At 67.9% G+C, this 16,463-nt stretch carries 12 protein-coding genes; 4 read left to right on the top strand and 8 right to left on the bottom strand.

Going from position 1 to position 16,463, the window contains the following annotated elements:
- Positions 1-74 precede the first annotated feature (74 nt).
- Together VKZ50_15115 and VKZ50_15110 are read left to right on the top strand one after the other, a co-directional pair.
- Entirely contained in the window at positions 75-2,201 is a 2,127-nt protein-coding gene (locus tag VKZ50_15115) for a hydantoinase/oxoprolinase family protein (GenBank protein HLJ61054.1), read from the top strand.
- Positions 2,198-3,967, top strand: a complete 1,770-nt coding sequence (locus VKZ50_15110; GenBank protein ID HLJ61053.1) for a hydantoinase B/oxoprolinase family protein — start codon at positions 2,198-2,200, stop codon at positions 3,965-3,967. The genes VKZ50_15115 and VKZ50_15110 overlap by 4 nt, the downstream gene beginning before the upstream one ends.
- On the opposite strand, the gene VKZ50_15105 is transcribed toward VKZ50_15110, so the two are convergent.
- From VKZ50_15105 to VKZ50_15070, 8 genes are all read right to left on the bottom strand, one after another.
- Entirely contained in the window at positions 3,953-4,576 is a 624-nt protein-coding gene (locus VKZ50_15105) for a hypothetical protein (GenBank protein HLJ61052.1), read from the bottom strand. The two genes, VKZ50_15110 and VKZ50_15105, sit on opposite strands and share 15 nt — an antisense overlap.
- Positions 4,577-4,587: 11 nt before the next feature.
- Entirely contained in the window at positions 4,588-6,318 is a 1,731-nt protein-coding gene (locus VKZ50_15100; GenBank protein ID HLJ61051.1) for an ABC transporter substrate-binding protein, read from the bottom strand.
- A 102-nt stretch (positions 6,319-6,420) separates the two neighbouring features.
- On the bottom strand, positions 6,421-7,362 hold the full coding sequence (locus VKZ50_15095) for an ABC transporter permease (GenBank protein ID HLJ61050.1): 942 nt from the start codon (positions 7,360-7,362) through the stop codon (positions 6,421-6,423).
- A 75-nt stretch (positions 7,363-7,437) separates the two neighbouring features.
- Positions 7,438-8,967 carry an amidase gene (locus VKZ50_15090; GenBank protein HLJ61049.1) on the bottom strand — a complete coding sequence of 510 codons (1,530 nt, stop codon included), beginning with the start codon at positions 8,965-8,967 and terminating at the stop codon, positions 7,438-7,440.
- A 121-nt stretch (positions 8,968-9,088) separates the two neighbouring features.
- On the bottom strand, positions 9,089-10,039 hold the full coding sequence (locus VKZ50_15085; protein HLJ61048.1) for an ABC transporter permease: 951 nt from the start codon (positions 10,037-10,039) through the stop codon (positions 9,089-9,091).
- A 165-nt stretch (positions 10,040-10,204) separates the two neighbouring features.
- Positions 10,205-10,771, bottom strand: coding sequence for a methyltransferase domain-containing protein (locus tag VKZ50_15080; GenBank protein ID HLJ61047.1), 567 nt, complete (start codon positions 10,769-10,771; stop codon positions 10,205-10,207).
- Positions 10,772-10,826: 55 nt separating this feature from the next.
- On the bottom strand, positions 10,827-12,272 hold the full coding sequence (locus VKZ50_15075; protein ID HLJ61046.1) for an MFS transporter: 1,446 nt from the start codon (positions 12,270-12,272) through the stop codon (positions 10,827-10,829).
- 20 nt (positions 12,273-12,292) lie between these two features.
- Positions 12,293-12,973, bottom strand: coding sequence for a YceI family protein (locus VKZ50_15070; protein ID HLJ61045.1), 681 nt, complete (start codon positions 12,971-12,973; stop codon positions 12,293-12,295).
- Between the two features lie 574 nt (positions 12,974-13,547).
- Between VKZ50_15070 and VKZ50_15065 the strand changes: the two genes are divergently transcribed.
- Both VKZ50_15065 and VKZ50_15060 read left to right on the top strand, forming a co-directional pair.
- Positions 13,548-14,960 (top strand): amidase family protein, encoded by a 1,413-nt coding sequence (locus tag VKZ50_15065; protein ID HLJ61044.1) that lies wholly within the window; start codon positions 13,548-13,550, stop codon positions 14,958-14,960.
- Between the two features lie 167 nt (positions 14,961-15,127).
- A complete protein-coding gene (locus tag VKZ50_15060) occupies positions 15,128-16,438 on the top strand; it encodes an extracellular solute-binding protein (protein ID HLJ61043.1) in 1,311 nt (436 codons plus the stop codon).
- Positions 16,439-16,463 lie beyond the last annotated feature (25 nt).

The following is a 16,463-nucleotide window of genomic DNA, read 5'->3' as shown; positions in this document are numbered from 1 at the left end:
GAACACCAGTGTCCGGCGTTCCTTGCGAGAGACCAAGCCCCTCGCTCCACGACAGCGTTCCCTGGGTGATGACGATGCGTATGGGTGTGGACATCGGGGGGACGTTTACGGACCTCCTCCTTGTGGACGACCGCTCCGGGCGGATCACCATCGAAAAGGTGCTTACGACATATCCCGATCCGTCCGACGGCGTCATGGCCGCGGTCGGACAGGCCGTCGCGCACGCGGGGGCGTCGCTGAAAGACGTCGAGGTGCTGGTACACGGCACCACGTTGGCGATCAACACCTTGATCGAGCGCACTGGGTCGCCCACGGCGTTGTTCGCGACGCAGGGACACCGGGATGCGATCGAGATCCGGCGGGAGCAGCGCTACGACATGTACGATGTACTGCTGGAGGCCCCCGAGCCGCTTGCGCCCCGGCATCTTCGCTTCGACATCGAGGAGCGGGTGTCCGCAGATGGCGAGATCATCCACCCGTTGAACCGCGACCAGGTCGCACAGCTGCTTCGGCGACTCGAACAGCGCGGCATCGAAGCCCTCGCGATCTGTCTCCTGCACAGTTACCGCAACCCCACACACGAGCGCGCCGTCGCGGAGATCGCGAACGCTGCCGCCCCGCGTCTCCGGATCTCGCTGTCGTCGCGCGTGGCGCCCGAGATCAAGGAGTATGAGCGCGCCTCCACAACGCTGTGCAACGCGTACGTGCAGGCGCGCGTGGACAGTTACCTCGCGCGGCTCGAGCGCGAGCTGGACACCGCCGGATTTCGCGGGGCCTTCTTCCTCATGCAATCCAGCGGCGGGCTGATCAAGACCGCGACGGCGCGCGAGCTTCCCGTTCGGATTCTCGAGTCGGGGCCGGCGGGCGGAGCGCTGGCCGCCGGCAACGTCGGCCGCCTCGCGAGCACGCCCCGGTTGCTGTCCTTCGACATGGGCGGCACCACAGCGAAGCTCGCGGTCATCGACGACGGCGAGCCGCTCGTCGCTCCGGGGTTCGAGGTGGCGCGCGTATACCGGTTCGCCCGCGGGAGCGGGCTCCCCGTGCGGATTCCCGTGATCGAGATGATCGAGATCGGTGCCGGCGGCGGCAGCATCGCCCGCGTCGACCAACTCGGCCTCATCCGCGTCGGACCGGAGAGCGCGGGCGCGAAGCCCGGCCCCGCATGTTACGGGGGCGGCGGCACGCTCCCCACCGTCACGGACGCGGATCTGCTCCTCGGGTACCTGGACCCCGACTACTTCCTCGGGGGGCGGATGCCGTTGGATCTCGAGCGGGCCAGCCGCGCGGTCATGGAGCACGTCGGCGGCCCCCTGGGGCTCGACCCAATTCACGCTGCTTGGGGGATTCATCGCATCGTGAACGAGAACATGGCGAACGCTGCCCATGTCCACCTGATCGAGCGGGGGAAGGATCCGCGCGCGTACTCGATCTTTGCGTTCGGCGGCGCCGGTCCGGTGCACGCGCACGGGGTCGGGGCCCTTCTGGGATCCCCGTCGATCATTGTGCCGCCCGGCGCGGGCGTCGCCTCCGCCGTGGGCTTCCTCACGGCCCCGCTGTCCTTCGAGTTCGTCCAGGGATGGTACGCGCGCCTGTCGGAGCTCGACTGGACGCGGGTCAACGTGTTCCTCGACGACATGGAGCGCCAGGGCCGCGCGCTGCTCTCGGCGGCCGGACTCGCAGACGCCGAGATCGGCGTGCGGCGTTCGTGCGACCTACGGTACGAAGGGCAGGGGTCCGACGTCAACGTCCCCGCGCCCGCCGGCAGGCTGGACGCCTCGCGGGTCAACGACATTCGACGCACATTCGAGCAACAGTACCGCGACCTGTACGGCCGCACGGTGCCCGGGTCGGGCCTCGAGGTTGTGAACTGGCGCGTGACCGTCCGGGGGCCCCGGCCCGGCCTCCAGCTGGCCGCCGGCGAGCCTGACGCCGGCGCCGCGCCGGACGCGCGCAAGGGCTCGCGCCGCGCGTACTTCGGGGACACCGGAGCGTTCGTCGAGACGCCGGTGTACGATCGATACCGGCTCGGGCCGGGGACGACCGTCGAGGGCCCGGCGATCATCGAGGAACGTGAGTCTACGGTTGTCGTCGGCCCCGGGGCCCGCGCCCGTGTGGACGCGTTCCTGAGCGTCGTGGTGGAGCTCGCGGGCTCGCGCGGGGAAGGCACGGCGACGTCCGGAGAGAGGCGCGTGCACCGATGACGGACTTGGGCGATCCGATCGTCCTGCAGGTGCTCTGGCAGCGTCTCATTTCGGTGGCGAATGAGCAGGCCGCCGCGCTGATTCGCACCGCGTTCACACCGATCGTCCGAGACGCGGAGGACCTGTCGGCCGCCGTGTTCGATCGGCGGGGCCACATGATCGCGCAGTCGGTCACGGGCACGCCGGGCCACATCAACTCCATGGCGACTGGGATGAAGCATTTTCTCGCGGCGTACCCGGCGGAGACGCTCAGCCCGGGCGACGTCCTCATCACGAACGACCCGTGGCAGACGTCGGGGCACCTCCACGATTTGACCGTGGCGACACCGGTCTTCCTGCACCAGACGCTCGTGGGGCTCTTCGCCAACACGTGCCACGCGCTGGACATCGGGGGGCGTCCGTTCTCCGCGGACGCGGACGATGTGTATGAGGAAGGCCTATACATCCCCATCATGAAACTGTACGAGCGCGGCGAGCCCAACGAATCGTTGTTCCGTATCCTGCGCGCGAACGTCCGCGCCCCCGTGCCCGTGCTCGGGGACGTCCACGCCCAGGTCGCGTGCAACGACGTCGGCGCCCGGAGCCTGCTGGCGCTGATGGAGGAGTTCCGGCTCGACACGCTCGACGCGGTGTCGGAGACGATCATTCGTCGCTCCGAGGAGGCGATGCGGCGCGCGATCGCGACGCTGCCCGACGGCGAATATTCGAGCGAGACGGCCGCGGACGGGTTCGACCGCCCCATTCGCATCAAGACCCGAGTAGTCGTCGCCGGCGACACCGTGACCGTGGACTACACAGGGACCTCCCCGCGGAACCGGCGCGGGATCAACGTCCCGCTGAACTACACGGAGGCCTACACCACCTTCGCGATCAAGGCAGCGATCAGCCCGGAGGTCCCCAACAACGACGGAAGCTTCCGGCCGATCCGCGTGATCGCGCCCCCCGACTGCATCTTGAACGCGCAGCCACCTGCGCCCGTCGGAGCCCGCGCAATCGTCGGACACTTTCTCCCGGGCACGATCTTCCGCGCGCTGGGCTCCGCGGCGCGCGACCGCGCGATGGCCGCGGGAGCCGACTCGGTGTGCCTGATCACCGTCCACGGGGAGACGTCCAACGACCCCTTCACGTACACGTTCTTTTGCCTCGGCGGCATGGGGGCGCGGGCCGGGAAGGACGGCCTCTCCGCCACCGGGTTTCCGAGCGGGGTCGCAGGCACTGCCGCAGAAGTCACCGAAACCCTCGCACCGGTGCTCATCCACCGACGCGAACTGCGGGACGGCTCCGGCGGCGCCGGCCGCTACCGAGGAGGGCTCGGGCAGACGATCGAGCTCGCGATCCGAACGGGCCGGACCTACGGAGTGGCCGCGACCGCGGATCGCACACGATTCCCGGCGGAAGGGGTCGAAGGCGGCCACGCGGGCGCGCCGGCGCGTACGGTCCTCGACACGGGCGAGGGGCTCGACTTCAAGAGCACGCACCAACTCGCGCCCGAGCGGCGCACCGTGCTCGAACTCGCCGGGGGCGGCGGGTTCGGCGAGCCGTTCGCGCGCGATCCGCGCGCCGTGCTGCGGGACGTGCTCAACGGGTACGTGCGCCTCGACGAAGCGCGTGATCACTACGGCGTCGCGATTCGCCAGCTGGCGTCGGAGAATGAGACGGTGTTGCTGCCCGAGGACTTCGAGTTGGACGAACCGGCAACCTCGAGGCTGCGGGCAGCGGCGCGGGGCCACGGTCCCGCGCCGTCCACACTGTCAGATGGGGCCTGACGCTCCGCGCCGTATCGCCGCGGAATCGGATCGCGCGCCGAGCCATTTCCGAACGCGCTCCACATAGGCTCGGTCGAGTTCGACGAGCCGATCGTGGAGGAACGAGAGCACGAGTCGTTCGAGGATCGCATCGGCGTCGTGACGCATCGGCCAGATCGTGCGGGCCCGATACACGTTCACGGCTTCTTCCAAGCGCGCGCTGCTGAGCGCGTGCTGGCTGCCGAAGTTCAGCGCGACGCCCTGCTTCGTCGAGCGCAGCTTCCAGAAGACGGCGCGATCGAAGAGCCAGCCGTCGGTCTGCCAGATCGCGTATCGTTGACGGCGGTCGCGCGGACGTTCGTACATCCGGACCACAAACTCTTGACGGAGAACCCCCCAGAACGGAAAGTCGAGCTGCTGGGTCACGGCGAAGGCGTCGCGGACCGTCCGCACTTCTTCGACACCCGGCCAGAGCCGGAGTAGCTCAACCGGCGCCTCGAAGATCCGCCGCGCGGCGGCGAGGCCGCAACCGACGGGCGACTCAATCGCGATGAGCGGCAGCTCGTGCACGTCACGAACGCGACGAGAGGGCCGGCCCGCGGCCTCCGGCGCGCGGACCGGCCCCGCCATCTTCTCGCTTCTTAGCCAGCGACCCACGGAGTGGACAGCTGGAACCACTCCTCGGGCGGATTGACAAACCCGCGCACCTTCTTGTTCAGCACGACGATGTTGAGGTCGTTGCAGATCGGCCAGAACGCGACGTCTTGTCCCATCGCGATCCGATCCGCCTTCCTGTACAACGCGGCCCGCGCGGTATCGTTGAACTCGGAACGCGCCTGATCGAGCAGCTTGTCGACCTGAGGGTTCCCGTAGAAGCCGTAGTTGACACCGTTGGGAGGTTGTCGCGTGGAACGGAAGACGATGTCGTTCCAGTAGTTCGAGGTCATCCCCCACGAAAGCTGAGAGGCCCCGGTGCCGGCGGGCCGGCCCTTGAACAGCATACCGATGTAGGTCACCCACTCGTAGGTTTTGATGTGTGCGGTGACCCCGATCTTCTTGAGATCGCGCTGGATCCACTCGATCATCGACACCGGGATCATCTGTCCGGAGCCGGCCGTGGAGGTTTCTAGCGTCGTCTCGAATCCGTTGGGATACCCGGCCTCGGCTAGCAGCTTCTTGGCGGCCGCGGGGTTGTACGGGTACGGCTTGTAACTCGGATCGTAGGCCAGCGTCGCCGGCGACAGCATCGAATACGCGGCGGTCGCGGTGTTCTTGAGCAGGTCGCTGCACATCCTCTCGCGATCGACACCCATGATAATGGCCTCGCGGATACGCTTGTCCTTGCCGACGATGGGGTCCTTGAGGTTGAACGCGAAATACCAGATGTGCGGGGCGTGGCTGGCCAGGACCACGTACCCCTCGTTCCGCAGCGCGGCAACGGAATCGGGGGGCGGCGCAAGTATGAAATCGACTTCGCCCTTGCGCAGCGTCGCGACGCGCGTGCTCGGATCGTCGAGTTGGCGAAACACGAGCCGGTCGGCGTTCGGCTTGGGTCCCCAGTACCCATCGAATCGCTCGAGCGTGATGTGATCGTTGGGGACGTTCTCGGCCACCTTGTAGGGGCCGGTCCCAGCCGGGTGCGCGGCAAAGTTTTGGTTGCCGAGTTTCTGCGCCTGCGCCGGACTGATCATCAGCGGCTCGCCGAAACTCTGCACCGTCATGCGCTCCCACTCGGCGAACGGCGTCGCGAACGTCATCTTCAACGTATAGTCGTCGACAACCGAAACGTCCTTGATCGCGTCGACCACGTACGAACAATAGCTGTTCGCGCGACCGTAGTACTGGGAAGCCTTCTTATCCCACATCCGCTGCCAATTCCAAAGTGCCGCCTTCGCATCGAAGTCCGTGCCGTCGGAGAACTTCACGCCCTTCCGAAGCTTGAACGTGCGGGTCAGCTTGTCGTCGCTCAACTGCCAGCTCTCGGCCAGCCGTCCGACAAGCGGCGGGGCGACGCGATCGATCGTCGTCAGGTCTTCGGTAATCAACCCCTCAAACATCTGGTACGTCACGCGATAGGTCAGCCAGCACCCGGTGGCCTGCGGGTCGAGGATGTCCGACGGTCCCTCCATGCCGTAGATGAGCGTGCCGCCCTTTTTGGGCGTGCCCCCGGAGGTTTCCGACCCGTAGCGGCCCGACGGCAGGAGCGACGACGGGCTCAGCGCCGCGGGTGCCGCCGACTGAGCCTGCGCGGTTGGCGCGCGGGATGCGATCGCCGCGCCGGCCGCGGTCGTCGCCGCCGCCTTGAGAAACGCACGCCTGCTGACCTGAACCGCCTTCAGCTTCGCGAGCAGATCACGATCAGAATCGCTCATCAGACACCCCCTCGCCGAGGATGGCACATCGGTTCTCTCCTCCAGATCAAAACTCCCGCCGCGGTCGCCGATACCCCGCCGTGGTGCCGGCTTCGCGCGCCGTCATGCGGGACGGGCGTTCACTCGATCGACTCCCGCCGCGCTCCGTCGCCCGTCGATGTCCCTCGACCGCGAACCCTTCAGCCGGCGTCTCTGTGGATCGAGCGCATCGGCCAGTCCGTCTCCCAGGTAGTTGAACGCGAGGGCCGTGAGCAGGATCATCAGCCCCGGAAGCGTCGAGAGCCACGGGGCGACGCTCAGCACGTCCTTGGCGTCTCGCACCATCGCCCCCCAGTCAGCGGTCGGCGGTTGCACACCCAGACCGAGAAAACTCAGGCCCGACGACAGCACCATCATCATCCCGACCAGGGTCGTGCTGTAGGCCATGACCGGGGGAAACGCGTTGGGCACGATGTGTCGCGCGAGGATGGTCCGCGTTGAGGCTCCGAGCGACTGGCTGGCCTCGATATACGGCAGCACCTTGATACCGCGCACGGAGTCATGCACCACACGCGTGATGTACGGGATCAGCACGATCCCGATCGCCAGCATCTGGTTCCGCTCGTTCGGTCCAAGGGCTCCCGCGATGGCGATCGCCAGCAGCGCGCTTGGGAACGCGAACAGGACATCCATGCTGCGCATGATCACCGTTTCCGCGAACCCGCCGACGTACGCCGCCGTCGAGCCCATCGCGAGACTGACCAATGTGGCGGCGGCGGTCGGCAGGACGCCAGAGAGCAATGAGATGCGCCCCCCCCACAGCAGCCGTACCAGCACGTCCCGCTGCTGGCTGTCGATGCCGAGGAGATGGCCGGGAGTCAGCGGCGGTGCCAGCCGAGGACCGTCCACCGGAGCCGTCGGATCGTACGGGGAGAAAAGTGGGATCGCCGCACTCACGAACACGACCGCCGCGATGAAACACAGGCCGGCGAGCGCCGGTCGGTCGGCGACGATGGCTCGGCGGATGAGGTTCCACTGGGACGGATGTCTCGGTCCCTTGTGCATGATCGCCCACCTCACGTGGGTGTGCGGTTCGCGGCCGTGCGTCCTCCGCTGCGGGCCGCCGTGCCGCTGCGGCCGCTAGCGTGAGAGGTGAACGGTGTACGCTCCGGTCTGCTCAAACGCATGGCCCGCTCGAAGCAGCGTAGACTCGGCCCACGCGGGCCCCACCAGCGTCATCCCGATAGGCAGGCCGGCGGACTTGGCGCACGGGATCGTGAGTGCCGGGTGCCCGGTCACGTTGAACGGGCACGTGTTGTGGTTGATCCCGAGCCCGCTCGTCAGGAACTCCTCTGGCGTAAGATCCGGCTCGACCGGCAGGGGAATCGCCTTCATTGGCAACGTCGGGAGAAGCAGGAGGTCGACGTCCCGGAACGCGTCCTCGTATGCGCGCGCCAACACGCGCCCCAAGTTCTGCGCCTTCGCGTAGTAGCGCCCGTGATACTGTTGCCGCATGTGCCGCGCCATCAGCATCACGAACTTCACGGTCTCCGGCAGGCTATCGGCCTCGCACAGGCGACCTCGAGCAAACGCCTCGAGCAGCGACACGCTGTACTGGCCTTTCCAGTTCGTGCCCATCGCGTTGCCGTCCACCATCAGGGCGGCGGCGCCCTCGATGGCGATGCAGTTCCAGATGTCAAATCCGTCCCGGTGCATCGGAACAGAAACATTCCGCACGGTCGCGCCCAACTCGGCGAAGGTAGCGGCCGCTCTGCGCACCGCGTCGTCGACGTCAGGCTCCGAACGGTTCGGCCAGCCGAACGCCTCTTCGAGCACCCCGATTCGCAAGCCTCGGGCGTCGCGGCCGAGCGCGGCGGTGTACGTCTCCGTCCGCACGTCGCGTTGCCGAGGATCGAGGCCATCGGCTCCCGCGAGCACCTCCAACAGCAGCGCGACGTCGGCCACCGTGGTGGCCATCGGGCCGATGTGGTCCAGCGTGTGCTCGATCGGGAAGATGCCCGTATAGGGGACGAGCCCGTAGGTCGGCTTGAGGCCATAGACTCCGGTCCAGGCGCTGGGGTGGGCGATCGATCCCCCTTGGTCGCCGCCGATTGCCATGTCACATTCGTCCATCACAAGCAGCACCGCACTGCCCGTGGATGAGCCCCCAACCGAACGGGACGGATCGTGGGGATTCGGCACCGGACCGGTATCGGAGGTAAAGCTGCTTCCGGAGAAACAGAGGTTCTCGCAGGTCGATTTGCCGACGATCTCCCCGCCGGCGTCCAAGATCCTGGTCACGATCGTTGCATCGAACTCGGGGATGTACCCCTCGAGAATCGAAGATCCGTTCATCATGGGAACGCCGGCAACGCACACATTGTCTTTGATCGCCACCCGTTTCCCACGCAGGGGACCGTCCGGCGCTCCCTTGATCGAGCACTTTCGGTACCACGCGTTGTACGGGTTGTCCTGGGGCCGCGGACGGTATCCCGGCGTGCGGGGATACGCAATTGGCGGAATCGGGTCGATGAGCCGGTCGACGCGCCGGTACGACTCCAGCGATTGCGCCACCAGCCGACGAAACGACTCCAGGTCCGCATCGCTCAGGTGCAGCCCGTGATCCTGCGCAATCTCTCGCAGTTGTTCGATCGTGGGACACCGTAGCATGGGCTGACTCCTTCCGTGGCGTAGGGCCCCGACGGGGCGCGGATGTTGCACGCGCCTGTCGCGCACCTCAAGCCTCTCCGAATCACGAACCGAGCCTGCCGCGGTCGGCTCTACGTCCCGGCTAGGTCGAGCGGAGCCGCGGGTTGGCCACCATCACCAACAGATCAACGACAAGGTTGATGGTCACGAACGCGGTGGCGATGAAGAGCACGGCGCCCTGGACGACGGCCAGATCACGGGCGGTCACCGCGAGATAGAGCTGAAGTCCCAGGCCGGGCCACGCGAACACCACCTCGCTGAAGATGGCGCCGCCCATGAGATACCCGAGCTGCAATCCGGAAATGGTAATCACCGGCGGAAGCGCCGCGCGGAAGATGTGGCGCCAGAACACGACCCAGCGCAGCAACCCCTTGGCGTATGCGACCCTCACGAAGTCCTGCTGGCGTGTATCGATGATGCTCGAACGCACCTGTCGGAGGATAATCGCCCCGGGTGCGGCTGCGGTTGTGAGCGCGGGCAGCGCCAGGTGCCGGAGCAGGTCCGGCAATCCCCCGGGGTTGCGCAGATCGTGGATGCCCTCGGACGGAAAGGTACCCAGCGCGATCGAAAACACGAACACGAGCACCAATCCGAGCCAAAACGGCGGCGCGTTCCCGATGAGCACGCCCAGGCCGACGCTCGCCCGGTCGACCCACGAATAGGAACGCACCGCGGCGACGACGCCCCCGGTCACACCAAGCAACACCGCGAGCAGAAAACTGGTGACCCCGAGGATGAGCGTGTTGGTGATCTTCGGGACGAGCACGTCGACCGCGGGCCGGCCGAGGTTCCAGGAGTACCCGAAGTCACCGTGCACCACGCGCCAGATCCAGCGCGCGTACTGCACGTAGATCGGCTGATCAAGCCCGAGCGTGTGGCGAATCTCCGCGATCCCTTCGGGGGTCCCCTGCGGTCCCAGCAGCGCTTCCGCCTGGTCACCAGGCACGAGCTTCATGGTCAGAAAAACCACCACCGTCACGCCGAGCAACACTGGCACGGCGTGCAGGAGACGGCGGACCGCGTAGGCGACCAACTTGTGCCCCCGGGTGGGACTCGTCGTCACACGCGTAGTGGCTTTCGCGGTGCTGCAAAGTGAGACCTGCCGTGATGACCGTGGCAGGACGCGTACGCCAAGGCGACCACGAATGTGGCGCCGCGATCGCCGGGAGCCAACGACGGGTCCGGCGCTCCGGGAGCGTTAGTCCGATGGCCGCCGCGCGAGCGCGCCCGCCGTCGCGAAACGGTGGATCCCTTCCGGCCTGTCGCCCTCAGCGTACGCGATGATCTCCCAGCCGCGCATCAACTGCGGGAGCTCGCCCGGCCGGAGGGCGTACCGTCCCCTGGCCGGGTCGTCCGGGGTCCGCACGTGCGTCTCGATGTATAGGTGACCGCCCGGCCGCAGCCACCGTCGCAGCCGCGGCAGCAGGCGGCGGCTCAGAAAGAAGGTCTGCACGATCAGATCGTAGGACTCGGCCCGAACCACGAAGTCATCCAAGTCCGCGGCGATGAGGTTCACCCGGACGCCGGCCCGCTGCGCGCGGCGCCTGAGCTCGGCCAGCCCTTCGAGCGAGATGTCGACGGCGTCCACGGTCCAGCCGTGGCGGGCAAGCAGGATGGCGTGCCGCCCCAGCCCTGCGCCGACATCGAGCGCCCTGCCGGGATCGAGCCGGCGCACCCACGCCGCGAAGAGCGGCACCGGATCCGCGTCGTGCCGGGGATCTTTCGACGCATACCGAGTGTCCCACTTTGCGCGGTCGCCCTTCACGCTGCCCGGTTTCGCCCGCGGAGATGCCGGGGTCCTTCCCCGACGGCGGCGGCGATCAGCGGTCCCGGCGGTGCCGGAGATGCTGGGTCACACCCGCCATGATGGGAATCGTCGCGAGGATGGTGCCGCCGCCAAGGAAGAACGCCCACTGAAGCCCCGCCACCGCGATCACGAAGCCCAGCACCATCGGGCTCGTGATTGACGCGACACGCTGCGCGCCTTGGCGAATACCGAATGCCACCCCCCAGAACTCCGACGCGACCGACTCCGCCATGAGGCTCATGCTCAACGGCTGTGTGATCCCCAGGCTGGCGCCCACCAACCCCGACAGCAGCACGAACGGCCAGAACCGGTGGAACAGCGGCGTCGCGCCGAGCGCGACGGCGACCAGCGCGGTCGCGCCGAGCAGCAACCACCGGTAGCCGAGCCATTCCACCGCCCGCGTCAGTGCCGAACGGACCAGCATCGAGCTGAGACTGATCGCCGCAAGGACGAACCCGATGAGGAATGTGGAGAGCCCGACGCGGTGCAGGTAGATCGGATAGAACGTCTGCTGCAGCTGCTGCGCCCAGACCATCATGAACGAGATGAACAACACACCGGCGACGCCCCGTTGGCGGACGATCGTGCCGACGAGGCGGTGCGCGGTCGCAAACGAGACGTGTCGCGAGGCCGGCGGGACGAAGCGCATCGACACGGTCGCCCAAAACGACGGCACCATCAAGATCCACACCAACGCGAACGCGGCGCGATAGCCGAAGTGACCCGCGACGTACCCGCCGAGCACCGGACCGACCACGGCCCCCGCGGAGTTCCACAGCGAATAGTAGCCGTAGTTCCTGACCCGCGTGGCCGGCGTGCTCGCCGCGGCAACGATCGCCTGGGGCGCGATGGCAAACCCGATGTTGGCGACGGACATGAGCGAGTACGCGACGGCCACCGCCCACACCGGGTGCAGCGTCGCCAGGACGATTCCCGCCAGCCCGAACAGCAGGACGGAGGCTTGCGCCACGACGACGGGGCCGCGCTGGTCCGCGAGCGCACCGGCGTGGAGCGAGATGAGGAGCGGCAGAATCCCGGAGCACCCGATGATGACGCCGACCACGCCGATGGAGGCGCCCTGCGACACAAGGTAGAGAGGGATAAACGGCACCGCAGCGTACCACGCAGCGTTCGACAGGATCTGCAGCGCGTTGTTGGCACGCAGAAGCGATTGCGGGTCCGCAACCAGCGCCCCGGCGTCGCGGCCGGGGCGCAACACCTCCGCGTCTGGTCTTCCCAACTCGGCCCTCAGGCCTCCCCCGCGATCGACGTACCCAACCCCCGGTATCGGGTTCTTCGGCGTCGCCCGCAGTACCTTGCCGGAGGCCGCGCCGCACGGAAACGAGGATCGCACCACGACGTGGGAAGACGCGGCGGCCTCGCCCGACCACGCCGACGCGGGACACCTCCCGAACGGCGCTGGGCCGGGCGACAGCCCGGCCCAGCGTGAGATGCGCATTCGACGGACGCGCCGACGCGCTAGCCTTCGGGCGGCTGCGCCGTGAACTCGAGCTCGAGCTGCGCCTGATTCTCCGCCTTCAGCACGCCGAGGATCGACGGCGGATCAAACCCGAAGTCGGTCATCAAAATCGACGTTTGCACGCTGCCGGTGAGTGTATGTCCCGTGAGCTTGATCGTGCCCGCGAACGTCTCGGGCTTGGTCACGTCTCGCACCCGAAGGGTGCCCAGAATCTGCACCGGGACCTCCTGCCCCTCCGCATACGACGCAGGCAGCCCGCGGATTGCCGTGGGCGTGAACACGGCGGTAGGGTACTTGGAGGATTCCAACCACTTACTCCGGATCGCCTCGTCGCGTCGGCCCTTGTCCGACTGGAAGGTGCTGATATCGACCGTGATCGATCCGACGCGACTGTTCGACGGGTGCGCGCGGTCGACGTAGACGTCGCCCTGGACCGCGTGCGTCGTGCCGACGGCCATGTTGAACCGTTTGCCTGTGAGGAACGTCTCCCCGACACGATACGTCACGGTGGACGGTTGCACGATGGTGAGCCGCTCGATGCCCGCGGGAGTCGTCCCCACCGGTGGCGCCGCCGCGGACGCGGGGAGCACCCCCGCGACACCGAGCCACGCGGTCAGGAGAAGTACCGCGGCTCCCGCTGCCGCGGTCCGGCGGCCCCGTCGATCGTCATCTCTCAACATGACCAGCATTCCCTCCCTGAGACAGAACCTCTCCGCGAAAGACCCACGCGCATGGCCGTGCGCTCCACCGTAGCGGCCCGGTGTCACGGTCCTATGAATGCGCCACTTGGCATCGCGCAGGCGTCGTTCGCGATCTGTGACGCGGAGTGTTACCTTATTCTCCCCAGCGCAGCGGCGCGTCTCTCGCAGGACGACGGCATCCGACACGCGCCCGCCGCCCGGCACACGGAGTAGCGACGGGGAGCGCGCGTTTGTTCCCGAACCCCGGCGCGTCGTATCCTGCCCAAAGGACTACGAAGCTGGGCCGTCAAAGTGCGCCCTGGTCCCGGGTCGTTGTCGACGCGCCGCGATCGATGACGAGACGCCCCTCCGCCGGCCCGGAAGCCTCGGACAACGCGGTCGGACCGCCCGACGCCGAGCGGGGAACTTCCTCTTCGCATCCGCATCCCGAAGGAGCGTGGCATGCAAACGGGGACGAAGCACGCAGCGGTAAGCGAGGCGACGTATCGGCGATGCGGAGCCGGGTGGCGCTGATCAGCGGCGGCAGCACCGGCCGCGGCCCGGCGTGACGGCGATGCCCAACGCGGATCTCTGCGACCTCTCCGCCTGGGAGATGGGTGCCGCGATCCGGGCGAAACAGGTGTCGCCCGTCGAGATCGTCGACGCGATCCTCGCCCGCATCGACCGGGTCAACCCGACGCTGAACGCGTACTGCACCATCGCCGCCGGGCAGGCCCGCGCCGCGGCCAGGGAGGCCGAGGCCGCGGTGATGCGCGGCGACGCGCTCGGCATCCTCCACGGGATCCCGGTGTCCGTCAAGGACCTGATCGAGACCGCCGGCATCCGGACGACCATGGGCTCGCTTGTGTTCGCGGAGTACGTTCCCGAGGAGGACGCCCCGGTGGTCGCGCGCGCAAAACGCGCCGGGGCCATCATCCTCGGAAAGACGAACACGCCCGAGTTTGGCCACAAGGCCGTGACCGACAATCGCGTGTTCGGCCCGACGCGCAATCCGTGGAGCCTCGCCCATACCTCCGGAGGATCGAGCGGCGGCGCCGCCGCGGCGGTGGCGGCCGGACTGGGGCCGCTCGCGGTCGGCACCGACGGGGGCGGATCCGTGCGGATCCCCAGTAGCTGCTGCGGCGTCTTCGGCCTGAAGCCCACGCTCGGCCGCGTCGCGCAGGCGCCCGTGTTCGGAGGGCTGGAGACGGCGTCCCACATCGGCCCGATGGCGCGGTCGGTTCGCGATGCGGCGATGCTGTTTGCGGCGATCGTCGGACCCGATCCGCGGGATCCTGGCTCCCTGCCCGCAGACGGGACGGACTACATGGCCGTCCTGCAAACCGGCGTGCGGGGGCTGCGTGTCGCGTGGACCCCAGACTGGGGATACGCCGCGGTGGATCCCGAGGTCAGGCGGATCGCCGAGGCCGGCGCCACGCGCTTTGCCGAGATCGGGTGCGGTGTGGACGAGGCCGGTCCCGAGTTTACGGACCCGGCACCGGCGTTCGAAGTCGTCTCCAGCTCGACGGCAGCCGCGCGCTGGGGTGACGCGCTTGCCACCCACCGCGGCCGGTTCGACCCGTCGTTCCTGCCGTGGATCGAAGAAGGCATGACGCGGACCGCGGTCGAGTTCGTCAGGGCGGCGAACCACCGCCGTACGCTCAACGACGCGTTCCGGCGCTTCTTCGAGCGGTTCGATCTGCTGCTCACGCCCACGCTTGCGGCTCCGCCCCTCCCCGTCGGGGTCGATGCGTACGACGAGATCGCGGGTCGACCGGTCGGCCGGCTCGGATGGCTCGCGTTCACGTTCCCCCTGAACATGGTGGGCTACCCGGCGGCCAGCGTTCCGTGCGGCCGAACCACCGCCGGGCTGCCCGTGGGGCTCCAGATCGTCGGACCTCGCCTGGCCGACGCGCTCGTGCTTCGGGCCGCGGCCGCGTTCGAGGCCGTCGCTCCTTGGGCGGCCGACCGCCCGCCGGTCGGGTAGCGGTCCATACCGCTCACGACAGGAATCGCCGCGGACTCCGGGGAAGCCAAGATTCAATCACGCACGTTTGCAACAATTCATCGCCATTGGTCGACGCGACACCGGACTGGGTCTGCAGGTGCGGCGTCCATCTTCTTGCCGCGAGCATGATCACGGGAGGGAACGCGATGACGAAGGGGTTGACGCGGCGCACCGTGTTGAAGGGACTCGGCGGAGCGGCGGTGGCGTGGGGCGCGGCGAACGCGCTCGGCGTGCGGGCCGTCGCGGCCGAGCCCGTGCACCTCAAGTTCATGGTCTGGAACTACCAGGTCCAGACCGTGCAGCAGTTCATCACCCAGTTCGAGACCGAGAACCCCGACATCAAGGTCGACACGGAAGTCATTCCCGGCAACGAGTACATCCCGAAGATCCAGCTCATGCAGAACGCCAAGACGCCGTTCGACGTGCTGTACGTGGCCGACGGTATCCTGGCGCAGTGGTCGCCGTGGCTGCAGCCGCTCGATGCCTACGACGGCGCGGGCGCGCTGAAGCAGCAGATGCTGCCGGTGGCGCTGCGCTCGATGACGTACCAGAGCAGGCTGTACGGTCTGCCGTACTTCTCGAGCTACTTCGCCCTCATCTACAACGACCGGATGCTCAAGGCCGCCGGGTTCGCCGCGCCGCCGAAGACGTACGAAGAGTGGAGCGACCAGGCGCGCGCGATCAAGAGCAAGGGATTGGCCAAGACGCCGATGCTGTGGCCGGTCAAGATCGCAGGGTGGGGCGGCATCTGGGTCGTCAATGCGATGGCGGCGTCGCGCGGAGGCCGCGTGCTGGACGACAGCTTGAACATGACACCGATCGCGCTCGCCTCGCTGCGGTGGTGGGTCTCGACGTATAAGGAGGGGCTGTCGGACCCGAACGGGATCGAGCTCGACCCGAACACGTCGGCCACAGCGTTCATGGGCGGCGACTATGCCACCATGCTGACGACCAGCTTCTTCGCCGGGCCGCAGTGGGCCAACGACAAGGACAAGTCCAAGGTGTACGGTGTGACGAAGCTCGGCCCGACCCCCGCCCTGCACCGCACCGCCGGGTTCGCGCGGCTCTACGCGATCAACGGCGCGAGCGCGCACAAGGCCGAAGCCTGGCGGTTCATGCGGTACATGGGCGGCATGAACAAGGACGGCAATTTCGTCACGCCCAAGGCGTGGGTGACCTCGGGCGCGCTGACCTGGGGATACCGAGGGGTGGAGAAGGATCCGGTGGTGGCGGCGTCGCTGCGGTCGTGGGGAGCGGACCCCGGCCAGGTCGAAGCCAACCTCGAAAACGCGGTGCCGATGAGCGGCATCGTGCCGTTCCAGGCGGTGTGGTACTCCGAGTGGGAAACCTACGCGAACGGCGTGCTGCAGGACATGCTCGTCGGGCGGACGCCGGTGGATCAGGGCGCGCAGGCGTGGTCGGCCAAGGCGAAGGAGCTGGCGGCGCGCTATAAGTGACGCGGCTCGCGGGTGACGCCGGCGG

The organism is bacterium, from assembly GCA_035295165.1.
Classification (GTDB): Bacteria; Sysuimicrobiota; Sysuimicrobiia; order Sysuimicrobiales; family Segetimicrobiaceae; genus JAJPIA01.
The sequence above is the reverse complement of the archived record's forward strand: the minus strand, read 5'-3'. Positions and strand labels throughout refer to the sequence as shown.

Coding starts and splice junctions, on each gene's coding strand:
- VKZ50_15110 (HLJ61053.1), top strand. CDS start 2,198: ATGACGGACTTGGGCGATCCGATCGTCCTGCAGGTGCTCTGGCAGCGT.
- VKZ50_15115 (HLJ61054.1), top strand. CDS start 75: ATGCGTATGGGTGTGGACATCGGGGGGACGTTTACGGACCTCCTCCTT.
- VKZ50_15105 (HLJ61052.1), bottom strand. CDS start 4,576: ATGGCGGGGCCGGTCCGCGCGCCGGAGGCCGCGGGCCGGCCCTCTCGT.
- VKZ50_15075 (HLJ61046.1), bottom strand. CDS start 12,272: ATGCGCATCTCACGCTGGGCCGGGCTGTCGCCCGGCCCAGCGCCGTTC.
- VKZ50_15100 (HLJ61051.1), bottom strand. CDS start 6,318: ATGAGCGATTCTGATCGTGATCTGCTCGCGAAGCTGAAGGCGGTTCAG.
- VKZ50_15060 (HLJ61043.1), top strand. CDS start 15,128: ATGACGAAGGGGTTGACGCGGCGCACCGTGTTGAAGGGACTCGGCGGA.
- VKZ50_15070 (HLJ61045.1), bottom strand. CDS start 12,973: ATGTTGAGAGATGACGATCGACGGGGCCGCCGGACCGCGGCAGCGGGA.
- VKZ50_15095 (HLJ61050.1), bottom strand. CDS start 7,362: ATGCACAAGGGACCGAGACATCCGTCCCAGTGGAACCTCATCCGCCGA.
- VKZ50_15065 (HLJ61044.1), top strand. CDS start 13,548: ATGCCCAACGCGGATCTCTGCGACCTCTCCGCCTGGGAGATGGGTGCC.
- VKZ50_15090 (HLJ61049.1), bottom strand. CDS start 8,967: ATGCTACGGTGTCCCACGATCGAACAACTGCGAGAGATTGCGCAGGAT.